The organism is Mesorhizobium sp. YL-MeA3-2017 (genome assembly GCF_030814575.1).
GTDB classification, from domain to species: domain Bacteria; phylum Pseudomonadota; class Alphaproteobacteria; order Rhizobiales; family Rhizobiaceae; genus Mesorhizobium; species Mesorhizobium terrae.
Genome location: NZ_JAUSVH010000001.1, coordinates 3,997,533 through 4,014,043, shown reverse-complemented (window position 1 = coordinate 4,014,043; position 16,511 = coordinate 3,997,533). Strand labels below are relative to the sequence as shown.

General features: G+C 60.4%; 11 protein-coding genes. 2 read left to right on the top strand and 9 right to left on the bottom strand.

Going from position 1 to position 16,511, the window contains the following annotated elements; translation table 11 throughout:
• Window positions 1-206: 206 nt before the first annotated feature.
• The 5 genes from QFZ88_RS19010 to QFZ88_RS18990 all read right to left on the bottom strand — a co-directional run bounded on the left by QFZ88_RS19010 (window position 207) and on the right by QFZ88_RS18990 (window position 5,522).
• Window positions 207-1,517: a branched-chain amino acid ABC transporter permease gene (locus QFZ88_RS19010; RefSeq protein WP_024924987.1), complete on the bottom strand. Its 1,311-nt coding sequence runs from the start codon at window positions 1,515-1,517 to the stop codon at window positions 207-209.
• Window positions 1,514-2,524, bottom strand: a complete 1,011-nt coding sequence (locus QFZ88_RS19005; protein WP_024924988.1) for a branched-chain amino acid ABC transporter permease — start codon at window positions 2,522-2,524, stop codon at window positions 1,514-1,516. The genes QFZ88_RS19010 and QFZ88_RS19005 overlap by 4 nt, the downstream gene beginning before the upstream one ends.
• 5 nt (window positions 2,525-2,529) lie before the next feature.
• Window positions 2,530-3,210, bottom strand: a complete 681-nt coding sequence (locus tag QFZ88_RS19000; RefSeq protein ID WP_036254119.1) for an ABC transporter ATP-binding protein — start codon at window positions 3,208-3,210, stop codon at window positions 2,530-2,532.
• 223 nt (window positions 3,211-3,433) lie between these two features.
• Window positions 3,434-4,216 (bottom strand): ABC transporter ATP-binding protein, encoded by a 783-nt coding sequence (locus tag QFZ88_RS18995; protein WP_024924990.1) that lies wholly within the window; start codon window positions 4,214-4,216, stop codon window positions 3,434-3,436.
• A gap of 112 nt (window positions 4,217-4,328) precedes the next feature.
• Complete coding sequence (locus QFZ88_RS18990) at window positions 4,329-5,522, bottom strand: ABC transporter substrate-binding protein (RefSeq protein ID WP_024924991.1); 1,194 nt, start codon at window positions 5,520-5,522, stop codon at window positions 4,329-4,331.
• A 268-nt stretch (window positions 5,523-5,790) separates the two neighbouring features.
• Here QFZ88_RS18990 and QFZ88_RS18985 point away from each other — a divergent pair, with 268 nt between their 5' ends.
• Window positions 5,791-6,726 carry a LysR family transcriptional regulator gene (locus QFZ88_RS18985; protein WP_024924992.1) on the top strand — a complete coding sequence of 312 codons (936 nt, stop codon included), beginning with the start codon at window positions 5,791-5,793 and terminating at the stop codon, window positions 6,724-6,726.
• A 174-nt stretch (window positions 6,727-6,900) separates the two neighbouring features.
• On the opposite strand, the gene QFZ88_RS18980 is transcribed toward QFZ88_RS18985, so the two are convergent.
• Together QFZ88_RS18980 and QFZ88_RS18975 are read right to left on the bottom strand one after the other, a co-directional pair.
• A complete protein-coding gene (locus QFZ88_RS18980) occupies window positions 6,901-9,864 on the bottom strand; it encodes an autotransporter domain-containing protein (RefSeq protein WP_051504913.1) in 2,964 nt (987 codons plus the stop codon).
• A gap of 213 nt (window positions 9,865-10,077) precedes the next feature.
• On the bottom strand, window positions 10,078-10,584 hold the full coding sequence (locus QFZ88_RS18975; protein ID WP_137901089.1) for a MarR family transcriptional regulator: 507 nt from the start codon (window positions 10,582-10,584) through the stop codon (window positions 10,078-10,080).
• A gap of 166 nt (window positions 10,585-10,750) precedes the next feature.
• Here QFZ88_RS18975 and QFZ88_RS18970 point away from each other — a divergent pair, with 166 nt between their 5' ends.
• The gene (locus QFZ88_RS18970; protein ID WP_024924996.1) at window positions 10,751-11,782 is read left to right on the top strand and encodes a helix-turn-helix transcriptional regulator; all 1,032 of its coding nucleotides are present in this window, start codon (window positions 10,751-10,753) and stop codon (window positions 11,780-11,782) included.
• On the opposite strand, the gene QFZ88_RS18965 is transcribed toward QFZ88_RS18970, so the two are convergent.
• Both QFZ88_RS18965 and QFZ88_RS18960 read right to left on the bottom strand, forming a co-directional pair.
• Window positions 11,757-12,710: a hypothetical protein gene (locus QFZ88_RS18965; protein ID WP_137901090.1), complete on the bottom strand. Its 954-nt coding sequence runs from the start codon at window positions 12,708-12,710 to the stop codon at window positions 11,757-11,759. The genes QFZ88_RS18970 and QFZ88_RS18965 overlap by 26 nt on opposite strands.
• Window positions 12,711-13,455: 745 nt before the next feature.
• A complete protein-coding gene (locus QFZ88_RS18960) occupies window positions 13,456-16,296 on the bottom strand; it encodes a type VI secretion system ATPase TssH (RefSeq protein ID WP_024924998.1) in 2,841 nt (946 codons plus the stop codon).
• Window positions 16,297-16,511 lie beyond the last annotated feature (215 nt).

Sequence of the window (16,511 nt, the reverse complement as noted above, 5' to 3'; positions counted from 1 at the left end):
CGATACTGCTGCCGAGAGCTCCGATGCCTCCCTGCTCATAGCCTCGATCCGGTTCGGTGACAGACGTGACAGGATTTCCCCGTCGACGGCGACACCCGCAATGTTGTTGTCGTGCTGCTCTGACATTTGGCTTTCGCTCGCCTGCTGCTGTTCCAGGACCGGGGTTGTCTAAATGCGGTATCGGATTGTTGATCTGGTTTTGGCGTTTAGCCCTTCGCGGGCACCAGCCCCGCTGGCCGGAATCGCATCACCAGGAGAAGTACCAGGCCCACGATCGGCAATCGCGTCTGCACCGCCGCGTCGAGCAGATGCTGCTTCAGCGGTCCATCATCCAGCAACGCGGTTGCGGTTCTGAATAGTGCGGGACCAAGACTTTCCGCCTCGTCCCAAACGAGCATGACAATCAGTGCTCCCAGCACGGAACCCCAGTTGTTCCCAGAACCGCCCAGGATCACCATGGCCCAGATCAGGAAGGTGTAACGAAGGGGATCGTTGTAGCTCGTGGGGGAAAGCAACCCGTGCAGCGTCACATACAGCGCACCCGCAACGCCGATCACCGCCGAGCCCAGTATGAAAACCTGCAAGTGTCGGCGCTTAACGTCTTTGCCCATCGCCTCAGCCGCGACCTCATTGTCCCGGATCGCCCGCATCATGCGACCCCAGGGCGACTTCAGTGAAAGCTCGGCGAACGTAAGTACGATGATGAGCACAGCCGTGAAAAGTCCCGCGAAACACAGTCCGACAAAGACCGTGGAACCGGCGCGGACATCCATGCCCACCGATTGAGCGAGTGAGGCGAACCACGGCTGTTGTTGCAAAGCGACTTCTTCGGGCACTGGCCATCGGCCAATATTGGTGACGTTCTTCACGCCGCGATCTAGCCAGTCCTCATTCATCATGATCGCGATGACGATCTGGCTGATGCCGAGCGTCACGATGGCGAGATAATCGGAGCGTAGCCCCAATGCGATTTTTCCGACTGCGAAAGCGGCGGCTGCCGCAAGCACTCCTGCAAAGAGCCAGGACATAGGGATCGGAAGACCCATACCGCCGATATTGCCGGTAGATGCAGGCGTGATCGCTTCGACCGAAATTACCGCCGGATCGAAGATGGTGCGAAACGCGACCAAGCCGACAAGCAACACTGCAATCATCGCACCAATGCGCTTAGGGCCTCGGGCCATCCGGCTGCGGATTTGGGTGGCGATGAAGATGCCGACAGCCCCGAGAACCAGCGCAAGCAGAATGGCAGGCGTGCCTGCTGACCAGGCGGCGGCATCAAACGGCTTCGAGACCAGTATGACCGCAAGTCCGCCCAAAGCAAAAAAGCCTGCTACGCCGACGTTGAAGAGGCCAGCATATCCCCACTGCATGTTCACGCCGAGCGCCATGATTGCAACGATCAGACTATCGTTGAGGATGGTTATGGCCAAAGACCAGCTCTGGAAAATACCCGCAAGCAAGTAGAGCGCGGCGACAGCCAGGAAAAAGAGGGTCGAACGAAACGTCGAACTCATAGCGATTTCCCCCTAAATAGCCCCGTCGGTCGAAGCAGAAGCACAATCACCAAGATCGCGAAGGAGACCGCGAACTTGTATTCGGTGGCCAGAAGCTGGACGAGCCCGTGCGGGGCCAGGTCCGCCGGCAGCATGTAGCCGAGTACCTTGCGCCATGCGTAGGTGAGCGTGACTTCGGAGAACGCGACGACGAAACCGCCGGCGATCGCACCAACCGGATTGCCGAGCCCTCCGACGACCGCAGAGGCAAATATCGGCAGTAGAAGCTGGAAGTAGGTAAAGGGCGCAAACGACTTGTCGAGTCCGTAGAGCACGCCGGCAACGGTGGCGAGTGCCGCGACGATCAGCCAGGTAACCATCACCACGCGTTCGGGATTGATGCCTGACAGGAGGGCGAGGTCTTCATTGTCGGAGAACGCACGCATCGACTTGCCGGTACGAGTGCGGTTCAAGAACCAAAACAGGAGCGCGACCACGACGACAGCCGTGACAAAGGTAATCACGCTGGTCGTGCGCAGCGCCAATCCCTCCTTGAGGCCGGTCATCTCGCGGAACTGGATCGTGTCGATGATAAATCGCTGCCCATCGGCGAAATTGCGGTCCTGCACGCCAATAATGAAGCGGGTCACCCCGTTCATAATGAACATGACCCCCATGGACACGATGACCAGCACCACCGGAGCGGTCTTCTTCTCACGGTAGAAACGATAGACAGCGCGGTCGGTGAACAGGAGAAGCGTCGCCGTGATGAGAATTCCAAAGGGAAGTGCCAGCAGTGCCGTCGGCAGTGGGCCTAAGCCAATTCCCTTCGACTGAAGCCACCACGTTATCAGGACTGTAATCGCAGTCCCGAAAGCCATGGTGTCGCCATGCGCGAAATTCGAGAAGCGCAGTATTCCGTAGATCAGCGTCACACCGAGCGCACCCAGAGCCAGTTGCGATCCGTAGGACGTCGCCGGGATGACTACGAAATTTAACAACGCAACCAGAGAGTTGAGGAAATTCATGTCGCTCAGCCCCCCAGGAAGGTCTTGCGGACATCCGGATCGGCGAGCAGCGCTTCTCCGGTGTCGGTGTAGCGATTGGCTCCCTGGACGAGCACATAACCCTTGTCGGCGATGTTGAGCGCTTGGCGCGCGTTTTGCTCTACCATCAGAATAGAAATGCCCGTACGGGACACTTCGATGATGCGATCGAAGAGTTCGTCCATAACGATAGGCGATACGCCCGCCGTCGGCTCATCGAGCATCAACACCTTGGGTTGTGTCATCAACGCGCGGCCAACCGCAACCTGCTGGCGCTGTCCCCCTGAGAGTTCTCCAGCCGGCTGGTGACGCTTGTTCTTGAGTGCCGGGAACAGCTCGTAGATCTGGTCCATCGTCGACTGGATTGCATCGCGACGCAGGAAGGCACCCATTTCAAGGTTCTCTTCGACCGTCATCGACGTAAAAATGTTTGACGTCTGCGGAACAAAAGCCATGCCCTTGGCAACCCGATCCTGTGGCGACAGGCCGGAGATGTCCTCGCCATTGAGCTTCACCTGGCCGGCGCGAAGCTTGAGCATGCCGAAGAGAGCTTTCATGGCGGTCGACTTGCCGGCACCGTTCGGTCCCACGATCACCGCCACCTGGCCCTTATTCACCGAAATGCTGCAGCCTTGGAGAATGTCGACTGTGCCGTAACCGCCTGTCATCGCAGAGCCAACGAGGAATGGCGCACTGGCACCACCTCCACTCTCGGCCGCACCCGTCGGTTGACCGAGACCGGGGGTAGAGTGTTGATCAGCGCGCAACTGCGAAGATCCGCTATCAGATGTCATGGCCTTCGTTCGGTCAGAAATTGACATCAGACGCCAAAACATTCCGGAAACGAGCGAGCGCTGCTTTACCTCGCCGGGCTTCGAAAGGACGGTCGCGTCAAGCATGGGCTTTGACCTTGTTCTTCAGGCCCCGGCCGAGATAAGCCTCAATGACTGCGTCATTCTCCATGATGTGCGCGGCAGATCCTTTGGCGAGCACCTTACCTTCGGCCATGACGATGACGGGGTCGCAGAGCCGGGCGATAAAATCCATGTCGTGCTCGATGATGCAGAATGTGTAACCGCGCTCCTTGTTGAGCCGCACGATCGCATCGGCGATGGTGTTCAGAAGACTGCGATTGACGCCTGCGCCGACCTCGTCGAGAAAGACGACCTTGGCGTCGACCATCATGGTGCGTCCGAGTTCGAGCAGCTTTTTCTGCCCGCCCGAGATGTTCGCGGCCTTTTGATGCGCCAGGTGCGAGATAGTCAGGAAGTCGAGCACCGCATCGGCCTTCTCCGCAAGCGCGCGTTCCTCTTTGGCGATCTCGCGTCGGCGGAACCAGGTGTTCCACAGTGTCTCGCCCTTCTGGTTGCTCGGGACCATCATCAGGTTTTCGCGCACTGTCATCGCGCCGAACTCATGCGCGATCTGAAAGGTCCGCAGCAAACCGCTGTGGAAGAGCTCGTGAGGCGACAACCCGGTGATGTCCTCACCGTCCATGAAGACGCGGCCGGAGGACGGAGGCAGCCTTCCAGCGATAACGTTGAAAAGCGTGGTCTTGCCCGCGCCATTCGGCCCGATCAGACCGGTGATCGAGCCTTTGGCGATCTCCAGCGAGGCCCCACGCACGGCTTGGAACCCGCCAAAGTTTTTGTGCAAGTCTTCGACGATAATCATGCGGACTACTTTCCTTCCGGTCCCTCGCTTCTCGCCGGCAAGGCGGCAAGCGGGGCCAATTGGCAGGTGAACGGCCGACATGCGGCCGTTCAAACGACACCAGGTTAAGCACCTATTGCGCGTAGTAGTCCGTGACTTGCTTGCCGTCTTTGATCGAATAGACGCGGTAGCTTCCCGCGGATTCGCCAGGCTCGACGAGCTTGACGCCCGTCGCGCCTTCGTAGTCGATTGGCTTTCCCTCGGACAGAAGCTTCAGCCCTTTTGCGATTTCACCGGGGTAGATTTTCTCGCCGGGGCCGTTCGCGACCGACATCACCTTGTCCTTGAAGTCGGCAGACTTCGGCGATTTTGCCGCCTGCATGGCAAGAAGAATGAGTGCCATCGCATCATAAGTCTCGCCGGTATATGACGAGGTACCGTCGAAACCCGCAGCCTTGGTCATCTCCAGGAACTTTGCATGACCAGGGCTGTCGATACCCGGCACATCCCCAAAGGAGCCGTTCATCGGCTTGCCGATCGCCTTCAGAAGGCTATCGCCATACATGCCATCGGGCAGATAGAATTTGTCGAAGGCTCCCGCGTCGAGAGCGCCCTGGATCACACCCTTGCCGCCCTTGTCGACATAGCCTGCGACTACCAGCATGTCGCCTCCGGCGGATGCAAGCGTGCCAACCTCGGCCGAATAGTCGGCCTTGCTGTCCTCGTGAGGCACGGTGATCGTTACCTTGCCACCTGCTTTTTCATAAGCAGCCTTGAAGCTGTCGGCGAGACCCTTGCCGTAGTCGTTGTTGGTGTAGGTCAGTGCAACCGACTTGACGCCGCGCTTGAGAATTACGCTGGCCATGACTTCGCCCTGCCGCGCATCGGACGGCGCGGTGCGGAAGAACAAGCCGTCGTCCGGAGCGGTGGTCAGGGCGGGGGAAGTGGCATCGGGCGAGATCATGACGATGCCGTTGGGACGAGCAACCGATTGCAGAACGGCTCCCGTCACCCCCGAGCAGTCCGGGCCAACGATCGCGGCCACGCGCTCCGACGTTATCAGCCGCTGAGCGGCCGCGATTGCCGCGGCGCTATCGATGCAGGTTGAATCGCCAGTGACGATTTTGACAGGTGTCCCGGCGAGAAACGTCTTCGAGTTATTCGCCTCCACAACCGCCATCTGTGCCGATTTCTCCATCGAAGGCACGATCGATTCCAGCGGGCCCGTGAAGCCCAGTTCGACACCAATTTTAACCTCCTCGGCGCTCGCAATCGTAGCTGTTGCGAGCGTGCCGACGGCAACAAGACTGATAAGTGCTTCTTTCATTTAGTCCTCCCACGGTTATTGATTTTGTTCCGCTGGCCTTGCAACCAGCGTCGCTATCGCCCGAACTGAGCGCGCGTTAAGGCTCGACCCCACCAAAACACCCGCATGCGCCTTGGCTCGGGTAAATTCACGTTCTTGTCGTCGTGTTTCGCGATACCTAATATTGATGCATCTACAGACGCAAATAGCGTTTCGCGTAGGCGCCCATCTTGAATCGATATGGCAAATGTGGTTGCTCGGCGCACTGAGTGCTGCTGCGAGGTTAGGGATGGACATTCGCCAGTTGCGGTATTTTGTCGGGGTGGCGGAGGCGGCGAGTTTCTCGCGAGCAGCGCTAAGGATGAATGTGGCCCAGAGCGCGCTCAGCCTTCACATTCGGCGCATCGAGGAGGATCTCGGTGTCGACCTTTTCATTCGAGAACCGAAGGGGGTCAGGCTGACGTCGGCTGGCGTGAAGCTGCTCGATCACGCCAATATCATCCTGCGCCAGCTCGCTTTGGCGCAGGACGAGCTAAAAGCGGACAGGGGAATGCCAGCCGGAACGGTCGCCATCGGCGTTCCCTCGGGCGCAAGCCGCATTCTCGTCAATCCGCTCCTCGAGGCGGTTCACAGCAACCTGCCCCGCGTCACGATTCGTATCGTGGAGGCAATGACGGGCTACCTGCGTGATTGGCTGAGCATGGGCCGGCTGCACATGGCGGTCACCTACGCCAGGTCCGATGCCGAGGGTGCCGAACCGATCCTGGCCCAGGAGGATCTGCATCTTGTTACGCCGACAAACTTCGAGCATCCGGCCGCCACGATCACGCTGGACGAGATCGCGAAACTGCCGCTACTGCTTCCCACTGGCAGTCATAGTCCGGCAAGCATCATAGGCGAAGTGGCGCACAGTCTCGGTGTGACGATCAAGATCGAACTCGAAATCGATTCGCTCTGGAGCATCCTCGACCAGGTCGCAAACGGTCACGGGTTTTCCATTCTTGCACCTTCGGCGTTTCTGCCGGAATGGTCTGCCGGACGCGTACGCGGACTGCCAATTGTCCAGCCGATCATTTCCCGCACGGCAAGACTAACTGTCGCGCACAAATTTGCCGACGACGCGGCGACGCAAGCCGTCGCCCGCCAGATTGCCCAGACGTGTAGTCAACTTGTGCAGTCCGGAGATTGGCCAAGGCGTCTGCCGAACAATGACCGTCGTGGTTAATTTACCTCCTAACAAATCCAGATTGTTTCAATCTAGGAACAATATTTGTAGCGGCGACAAGCCTATGTGGGCCTCATCTCCCAGACCCGTTGAGTGTTGATATCCTGCGTGGCATTCGCAAGAGCGCTTCGATTAAGTAGCCAAACTGAAAGAAGCCCGCCCTCGATCGGCTCGCTAGAAACTGACATTCAAATCGGCTCTGACGCCATGGTCGCGAGCGTTGGCGGCGAGCTGGCCCTGGTATGAGATGCCGAGGGTGGCTGTCGGTGTCAGCGCGACGTCGAGACCTGCCTCCAGTGCGGTGCTGTCACGGGCGATCGGCACGCCGGCGATGGTGAAGGCGCTTGAGCCGGCGAAGGCCTGCGTGATCGTCGGCGTGACATCGCCGAAACCATGGCGCCAGCCGAACATGCCGCGTGCTGTCGTCTTGACGGCGCCGAGGTCGAAGTCGGTCGAGGCGCGAATGCCGAAGGTGGTGAAGGTGACGGCGTTGGAGCCGCCACGGACGGCGAGTGCCGCGGCACCGCCCTTCTCGGTGAAGCCGCTGGTATGGACATTGACATAGGCAAGGTTGGCGAAGGGCTCGAAGGCGACGTTGCCTGCCTTCATGCCATAGCCGAGTTCGCCGAAGATCTGCGTGGTGCCGGCGCGATGGCTGGAGGAGAGGCTGTCGGTGAAACCGGGCAAGGATACCTGGCGGCCGCTGTCGATATTGCTCCACGTATAAGCAAGGCCGGAGCGCAAGGAGAGCGCACCCCATTGCGTGCCGCCGTAGGCGCCGAGATGGTAGTTGTCGCTGGAGGCAGATGACCGTCTGTCATCGACTTTGAACGAAGAATGGCTGTAGCCGGCGAGGAAACCCAGCCGCCAATCGTCGGTGACGAGACCGTCGATGCCGGTGACGAAGCCGCCGGTCGAGCGCGACAGTTTGGCGGCATTGCCGTCGCTGTCGCTCGAACCCCATGAACCGAAGGCCGAACTCCAGGCGCCGTAGCGTTCACCGGAACTAGCAGACGCCGTCGCCGAACCCGCTGGCGCGATCGAAGCCGTTGCCTCCAGCGCGGCATTGCCCTCTGCCGCCTCGCCATAACCCATCAAAGGCAGCGGTGCGGCACCAACCGTCTCGAACGCCGAACGGAGCCGATCGTTGATCGCATCGCGTATCAGGCGGCTGTCTTCGATCAGCCCAGTCACCGTCGAGGCATGCACCTCACCCGACAGGCCATCGAAGGCGGAACGGGCTTCATTGGCCGACAGCGGAAGCAGTTTGTTGTAGAGCGCCAAGGACGGCCCGCTCTGCTCCAGGCTGTCCAGCGCGCCTGCCGCCTGCTTGCGATTGAAGGTGTCGGCCACAGTGCCGAACACCAACTTACCACCTGGATCGCCCCCAGGATTACCACCTGGATCACCGCCAGGGCTGCCGCCCGGGTCGCCACCTGGATTGCCGCCGGGGTCGCCACCTGGATCACCGCCAGGGCTCCCACCTGGGTTGCCACCGGGATTTGAACCCTTGAGGGCGATCTTCAGATCGGCCGTATTCGGCTTTTCCACGACGGTGGCATCGAGGAAGGCTGAATGCGACAAAACCGTCGGATCGAACTTGCCGGTGACACCACCGGCAGCGGTCAGGATCGTATAGGTCTGGCCGTTCTTGTAGCTGGTCTCGGGATCGAGCGCGGTGACTTCGACCTTGGCGCCGTCGACAGAGGCCAGTCCGCTCGTCACGATGCGGTCGCTGGCGCCGTTGCCGGCGATCTCGACCAGATAGGTCGACCCGGGCGCAAGCGAAAGGTCGCCGGCGACGGTGAGTGTGCCGATCGAATTGCCGGGCGAAATTGTCGCCCCGGAATCGAGATAGGTCGAGCTGACGGAACCGGTACCCGCGAGCGTCGCGCCGGCGTTGACCGTGACACGGCTGGACGAGGCGATGGAGCCGTTGACCGATAGTGTGCCGGCGCTGACGACGGTGCTTGCCGTGTAGGCGGCAACGTCGCTGAAGATGAGCTTCCCTGCGCCAGTTTTGTGAATGCCGAACGCACCGCCGTCTTCGACGATCATGCCCGCATGTTCGGCCGATCCCGACGCGACCAGGAATTTCGCGACGCCGGTCAGATTGACGGTGTTGCGCAGTTCGATCCCAGAGGCGAAGTCGAGCGTCGTGGCGTCCGCCATGGTTACTGTGCCGGTGCCCAGCGCATTTGCGTTCTCGATGCGGATGACGCCCCCTCGGAAATCGGTGCCGCCGCTATAGGTGCTGGCGCCCGACAGGGTCAGCGTGCCGACGCCCTGTTTGATCAACTCGACCCGGCCCGCGCTGTCTTCGATATGACCTGTGAAATCTCCACGGCTGCGTACCACCACTTGCGACGTCGTTTCCGCCGCGCTGTTGGTGATTGTTCCGGCCCCATCAAGGACCAGCGCCGTGACGCCATCGTTCCCATTCAGGTCGTAACGCCCGGAGTCATAGAGATACAACCGACCACGCGACGTCGACGTTCCAAAACCGCTGTTGCGTCCAAGCCGGAGCGTCGAGTTGTATATCGCCGTGAGGGAGTTTTCGCCGACGAACGCAGCGGCGTCGATTTCGATGGTACCTCCGCCGCTGAATCTCAACGAGCTGTCGTGACCGGCGCCGACGCGGCCCATGAACCCGCCACTATCGGCAATGAGATGCAATGTCTCGTTCGGCATCACCGAGACGATGGAAGTGCCCGCATTGTCGGCCTGCGTCAGGCTCTGAAGATGAAGTTCGCCGCCCTTGAGGAACAGGATACCTCCTCCATCGGCGAAAGAGAGGCTGCCGGAGCCCAGCGCCTGAGGCGTTGCCAGCTGAAGCTGCCCCCACCCGCGGACGCGCGTCTCCCCGGTATAGGTATTGATGCCCGATAGAAGCAGTTGCCCGAAGCCGATTTTCTCGATTCCGTTCGAACCTGTGATGGGGCCGGACTGGACAGCAATTGTGCTGTTGGAAGCATCGAGCACGACATTGCCCGCATTGGTATCGATGGGGGCCGATCGGACCTCTCCCGACGAATAGGTGATGGTTTCGGCATACGCCTGCAGGCACATGCCCATACTCGCTGCCGCCAGCGCCGTTGAAGCCAGAAGATATCCGGCGATCTTGTTTGGTCCGATCAATGCAATCCCCGCGCTGTGCTTTCCACGAGGCGCAACACGGCTCATCCGCTCGCGCACAAGCGCGAGCAGGGGTCGGGTTGAACCTTGCGGCGGTGAGCCTCTTGAAGAGGTCCGAATTCCCTAGCGAAAACAGGGCGCGGGGTGCAGCCGCGATTAGTTGCAATTTTTCGGTTATCTCGCCTGCACGGTGGCTGGCCGGCTAAACTGCCGGTGTCAGACCTTGGCGGGTGGAGCAAAGACGAAGCCGTGCTGGCGCGCTATGTCCGCGCGGGCCTGCAGGAATGTGCGGCCGATTTCTGCCAGCCGCTCGGTCGGCACCAGCAGCAAGCGGCGGCGGTCGTTCTCGTCGGGCAGCCGGCACAAGGTGCCGGAGGCTTCCATGTCGTCGATATGGCGACTCACCGTTGCCTCCGTGGTGAACAGCTGGAAATGCGTCGCCAGTTCCTTCAGCGTGATGGGGTCGCCTTGCAGCCAGCGAATGGCCACCATGGAGAAGATCATGTCGGCCTCGAACACGCTGCGCCAGGGATGTTTCAGCATGCCTTCCTTGATCATGCGCCGGCGAAACTCGCTGCGCCACGCCAGCCAAGCGACATCGACGGCAAGCGCTGCGCGCTGTTCTTCGGTCAGCACGCGCGAGGGTTCTTCGGTCAGAGCCGCGTCCAGCAGTTGAGCAGCCCCTTCCGACGAAGATTTGGACGCCGTAGCGATCGATGCCATTTGGGACTGGTCTTTGTTGCGGGTGTTCATGAAGACTTACTAACGCTGCAAGGACCCGGTTTCTTTGCCCACAGGGACACGCAATCTTGCGCAGAGTGACATCGGGATGTTTCTTGCCTGAGCGACGTTCCGCGCAAAACCTTCCGGTCAACCGAAGAATGCTCGCATGGTGAAACCTGACGATACCGGGCCGGTTCGGTTGCGCACCGACGACTTGCCGGAGCGGGATCGTTTCGCCACATGGCGCGAGGTCTATGGTCGCGTCATCCATCAGGTGGAGATCGAGCCACTGGGTGGATCGGTGTTCCAGGCAGATCTGACGCTGCGGTCGATGCACGGGGTCGCAGTCGCAAGCGGTGTCTCGTCAGCGGCGCGGTATCAATCGACACCACCCTTGATCGCCCAAAGCACCGACAGCATCGGCCTGCCCATTGTGCTTTCCGGGTCGGGGCTCATCGATCAATTCGGGAAGGAGACGCAAGTCGGCCCGGGCGAAACGGTCGTGAGCTCGACCGTCGATCCGGGATCATGGTCCTTGCCGCAGGGCGGCGCGTTTACGGTGCTGCGCGTCGCCAGGGAGTTGCTGGCGCCCCTGGTGCCCAATTTGGGCTCGGCTCTAGGACGGCGGCTTCCTGCCGATACCGCTGCACTGAGGCTCCTTGTCGACTATGTGAAGATGTTCCGCACATCCGAGCTGATTGACGATCCGGTGCTGCGCCACATCGTGACCACACATATTGTGGACCTGGCGGCCCTGGCGATTGGCGCCGGCCAAGATGCGTCCGAAATTGCCGAGCAGCGCGGTGCAAGAGCCGCAAGATTGCTGACCGTCAAGGCCGATATCGTGGAAAATACCGGACGGTTCGACATGTCGATTGCCGCGCTTGCCGTCCGACACAAGCTCAGCCCACGCCATCTGCACAGGCTCTTTGAGCATGAAGCCGTCAGCTTGTCGGAGTTCGTGACCGACCAACGGCTTTCGCTGACACATCGGATGCTCAGCGACCCACGGTTGGCGCATCTACGCATCAGCGACATCGCCTTCGATGCTGGCTTCGAAGATCTATCCGCCTTCAACAGGCTGTTCAGGAAGCGATTTGACGGCACGCCCTCCGAAGTCAGGAATAGACGTCGGGCAGCGGCAACCTCTTCCGGAACGCCCCCCTTCGAAGTCAATCCTGAACGAATTGCCACGTGACAGCTGCGGAGACAGGCGCAGTCGTCGAACCCGAATTGTGAGAAACGCTTCCGGCATTTGCGATGCGGCCTGCGCCCTGCCACGATTTTTTGCCGGGTTCGATTTTCTGGTCGCGGAGTTCGAGTTCCTTTTGCCCCTCTCGGAACGGAACCGAGGTCTCATTCGTGAAGGCTTGCCCGCTCAATCGTACGGCAACAGGTATGGCTCCGGCGGGGATTCTCAAGCTCGCAAGACCGGACTGACGATCGACGGTCACAATCGCCCTGCAAACCTGTTCCATGATGGCAGCGTCTGCTGGCAACGACAATTTTCCAGCGCGATGGAAGCGATACGGTGCGGCAGGCGAAGGCGGTGCAATGTTAACGCCAGCCCCTTCATCGGAAACTGAAATCGTTCCGGCTGCGCAGTCCTCGCCCTGCTTTGCGGTCCAGTTTGCAAATCGGGTTTCATCGAGTTTCAGGGCACCGAGCGAAGCTGGATCACCCTTCAGTTGAAGGCCGATAGCGAGCATGGCCTTTGCCTGGCAAGCCTCGTCTTCTCCACAGGCCTCCATGGCTTCGGCAATCGTCTGAATGCCTTTCGGCGCGCGGATATGGTTGTTGGACGTGCCCCCGACTTCCACCACCGGGGCCGTGTTGATCGCCGATAGTTCCATGGCGAAGGTCACGTTCAGTTTGCGCTCCACATCCAGCCGAGACCATTCGACCTTGTTCGGAAGAACATGGCGGCCCGAGCCCTTCAACATGAGCGAGATCGTAAGACGACCTGTTCGTGAGAATTCGCGAGCTGATTGTGCATTCGCGTGCGTCATTGGGAAATCTACTCCCAGCAACATCAGGCTCACCACAGCAAGAACCGAAGCCCGAAATCTGCTCGCCCGCAGAAAGCCGAAACGCACGTCTGGTCGAATCCAGGAAATAATATTCATGGGAGCGTCCTCGAATTGATGTTTCGAAGATCTCTTTTGAACATCATCGCATCGATGAGCGAGCCAAATCGATTGCAATTTTGTGGCTGTTTTTGGTTCTGTAGTTGACCCGCTGTTTTTCCTTCGATATCTCGACTCTGCCCCCAACATCGGAGAGCTGAGTTTCGCTTCTACGGCTAGAGTTTCCGTCTGGTCGATATTCGGAGTTGAAACCTCATACCCAGGACAGCCAAAGCGGTCTTGCGGTTTTCTCGGATGGCCGAGTGGGCTCTCGTATAAACGCTAGACTGCTCACTCCAAGCTCGGAGTTAGTCCCAAGCGAGCACATGTCATTTCAACCCACTCAGCGGAGTGGTCGTCGAGAAAGGCAGTGGAATGGCGGCGAAGATCGCCGTCGAAGTCACACTTTTCACCGCCCTCCTCCTACTCCCACCCGATTGCTTTGAATTACACCAACGCATTGAACTTACTAACAAAAATTGCTCTCAAATGCTACTGACCTGACAGCCAACAGACAACCGCACTTTTGATTTTACCAAATAGTTTTTTGCAACGCAGCGAATGACTTTATCGGCTACTATCGCTCGTCGAGATGCACGTCCAAACCTGACAGGGAGGTCGGCAATGCTTTCAAAACTATCGTCGGCGTCCCATCGTCAGCATCCAACCTACGCAGCGGACCAACCGGTGATCGTACTTGGCGGCAGGCCGTTGGCGAGGCCGAGCGGCAAATTCCAGGAGAACTCTATTCGAAAGAGTAGGTAAATCCCTTCGCCGAGGCACCGACGATGACTTTTGTCATCTTCTCGCCCTCGAGCGAGCGATTGAGCACGCCGCGGCTCAACTCCGGCAACAGCGTGTTGGTGAGGATGGCGTCGATCATGCGCCCGCCGGATTCGATCTCGGTGCAACGCGCCTTGATAAGATCCATGACGCCGTCGCCGATCACCAGCTCGGCATCGTTGGTTGCCTTGAGACGGCGCGCGATCTTGCCGAATTGATGCCTGGTGATCGCCTCGATCATCGCATCCGAGAGCGGATAGTAGGGAATGGTCACCACACGGCCGAGGAAGGCGGCGGGAAACACTTTCAGCAGTGGTGGGCGCAAGGCGATGTCCAGGTCGTCGATGCCGGTGCGCACGGCGCCGTTCCTCGTCCGATCCATGATGACCTCCGAGCCGACATTCGAGGTGAGCAGGATCAGCGTGTTCTTGAAATCGATCCGACGGCCTTCGCTGTCGTCCATCATGCCTTTGTCGAAGACCTGGAAAAAGATCTCATGTACGTCTGGATGCGCCTTCTCGACCTCGTCGAGCAGGATCACCGAATAGGGTTTGCGCCGTACGGCCTCCGTCAGAATGCCGCCCTTGCCGTAACCGACATAGCCGGGCGGTGCGCCTTTCAGCGTCGAGACGGTATGCGCCTCCTGGAATTCGGACATGTTGATCGAGATCAGGTTCTGCTCGCCGCCGTAAAGCGTCTCGGCCAACGCCAGCGCGGTCTCGGTCTTACCGACACCCGAAGGCCCGCAAAGCAGGAACACGCCGACCGGCTTCTCCGGCGCGCCCAAGCCGGCGCGACTGGTCTGCACGCGTTTGGCGATCATCTCCATCGCGTGGTCCTGACCGACGACGCGCTCTGACAGCGTGGCGGCGAGTTTCAGCGCCTTCTCGGTCTGGCTGGAGAGCATCCTTCCGGTCGGGATGCCTGTCCAGTCCTGCACCACGGCCGCGACCGCGTTGCGGTCGACCGAGGGCAGGATCAGCGGCGTCTCGCCCTGCGCCTCGGCAAGTTCGGCCATCAATTCGCGCAACCGCGACAAGTCCGCCGCGGAATCTTGCGCCAGCGCGACATCTCCGGTAGCGGCTGCCTCCGCCTTGGCCGCTTTAACCTTCGCGACCTTGGTCTTGGGGACCTTAGTTTCTGCCGTTTTGGCTTCAGGCGCCTTGGTTTCGGGCGTCTTCGTCTCGGACGCTTCGTTACCTGCCGCTACGCCTGTCCCTTCACCGGCAACGGCTTCCTCGCCCTCCACCGCGTCGAGCGGCATGCCCTCGCCACGCAGTTTGGCGCGCAGGTCGAGAATCTCGGTCACAAGCGCCTTTTCCCGATCCCAGCGTGCTTGCGCTGCCGCAAGCGTGGTCTCGGTTTCCGCCAACCCGGCTTCCACGCGGACCTGCCGGTCGGCTACGTCGATGCCGATCGCCGCCTCGCGGCCGATGATGCCTTGCTCGACTTCCAACGCCTGGCGGCGGCGCAATATGTCCTCGACCTCCGCCGGCGTGGCATGTTGCGAAACCGCGACGCGGGCGCAGGCGGTGTCGAGGAGGCTGACTGCCTTGTCCGGCAGTTGCCTGGCCGGGATGTAGCGGTGCGAAAGGGAAACCGCGGCCTCGATCGCTTCGTCCAGTATCTGCACCTTGTGGTGCTGTTCCAGCACGCCGGCGACACCGCGCAGCATCAGCACGGCTACCGCCTCCGACGGCTCGTCGATCTTGACCACCTGGAAACGGCGGGTCAGCGCCGGATCCTTCTCGATGTGCTGCTTGTATTCGGCCCAGGTGGTGGCGGCGATGGTGCGCAGTTCGCCACGCGCCAACGCCGGCTTGAGCAGATTGGCGGCATCGCCAGTGCCCGCCGCACCGCCTGCGCCGATCAGCGTATGCGCCTCGTCGATGAACAGGATGATCGGCACCTCCGAAGCCTGGACCTCGTCGATGACCGCCTTCAGTCGCTTCTCGAACTCGCCCTTGACGCTGGCCCCCGCCTGCATCAACCCGACATCGAGCATGCGCACACTGACGTTCTGGAGCGTCGGCGGCACGTCACCCTGAGCGATGCGCAATGCAAAGCCCTCGACCGCCGCCGTCTTGCCGACACCGGCCTCGCCGGTCAGGATCGGATTGTTCTGCCGGCGCCGCATTAGGATGTCGACGATCTGGCGGATCTCCGGATCGCGACCGACGACCGGATCGATCTTGCCATCGCGGGCGCGCTGGGTGAGGTCGGTGGCGTATCTGGCCAGCGCCGAATCCCCGCCAGGGCCGCGTTTTATCGGTGTCTCGGCGGCAGCCGCGGCGGAGGGCGAGCCTTGCTCGAGCGACCCTTCGGTGACATTGGCGAAGCGGGAAATGACCCCGTCCGCATCGATCTTGTCGAATTCGGCGCTGATCTTCGCAACAAGGCCTTCCAGCACCGGCGTCTTCAGGCAGGCGAGAAGAATATGAGCGCTGCGCACTTCCTCGACACCGAACTCCAAGGTGGCCAGGTTCCAGCCTTCCTGGATGGCGTGGAAGATGTGGTCCGAGAATTCCTCAACTGAAGTGGCGCCGTAGGGCAGCTTGTCGATGGCGCGGGTCATGTCCGCCGTCAGCCGGCTGGCATCGATGCCGGCGTCGGCGAGGATCATCTGCACGTCCGAGCGTTCGGACAGAACCAACTGCTGAATGAAATGGACGAGCTCAACATAGGGGTTGCCGCGCAGCTTGGCGGTGTCGGCAGCGGCCTTGAAGGCGCGCACGCCCGTGGGATTGAGCTTTGCAACGAGTTCCTTACGCTTGAAGCTCTGCGACAACCGGCGCTGTTCCATGCGAACCTGCCCCCGAAATCTGCTGACCGTACCCTGCCACATAAGCGGCTGCCTGACAAAGCCGCATGACGGGAAGGGCCTCCGGACCCCGCTCGAACGACAGCTCGCGGTTACACAAGCCTTGCAAACTCATGCAACAAACCCGGAATGCGGTCCGAACTATGCGAGCCATTTCACATACCCGGTCCGCCAATCGCGCAATGGATTTCGCCAAA

Coding starts and splice junctions, on each gene's coding strand:
- QFZ88_RS19010 (WP_024924987.1), bottom strand. CDS start 1,517: ATGAGTTCGACGTTTCGTTCGACCCTCTTTTTCCTGGCTGTCGCCGCG.
- QFZ88_RS19005 (WP_024924988.1), bottom strand. CDS start 2,524: ATGAATTTCCTCAACTCTCTGGTTGCGTTGTTAAATTTCGTAGTCATC.
- QFZ88_RS19000 (WP_036254119.1), bottom strand. CDS start 3,210: ATGACAGGCGGTTACGGCACAGTCGACATTCTCCAAGGCTGCAGCATT.
- QFZ88_RS18995 (WP_024924990.1), bottom strand. CDS start 4,216: ATGATTATCGTCGAAGACTTGCACAAAAACTTTGGCGGGTTCCAAGCC.
- QFZ88_RS18990 (WP_024924991.1), bottom strand. CDS start 5,522: ATGAAAGAAGCACTTATCAGTCTTGTTGCCGTCGGCACGCTCGCAACA.
- QFZ88_RS18985 (WP_024924992.1), top strand. CDS start 5,791: ATGGACATTCGCCAGTTGCGGTATTTTGTCGGGGTGGCGGAGGCGGCG.
- QFZ88_RS18975 (WP_137901089.1), bottom strand. CDS start 10,584: ATGGCATCGATCGCTACGGCGTCCAAATCTTCGTCGGAAGGGGCTGCT.
- QFZ88_RS18970 (WP_024924996.1), top strand. CDS start 10,751: ATGGTGAAACCTGACGATACCGGGCCGGTTCGGTTGCGCACCGACGAC.
- QFZ88_RS18965 (WP_137901090.1), bottom strand. CDS start 12,710: ATGAATATTATTTCCTGGATTCGACCAGACGTGCGTTTCGGCTTTCTG.
- QFZ88_RS18960 (WP_024924998.1), bottom strand. CDS start 16,296: ATGGAACAGCGCCGGTTGTCGCAGAGCTTCAAGCGTAAGGAACTCGTT.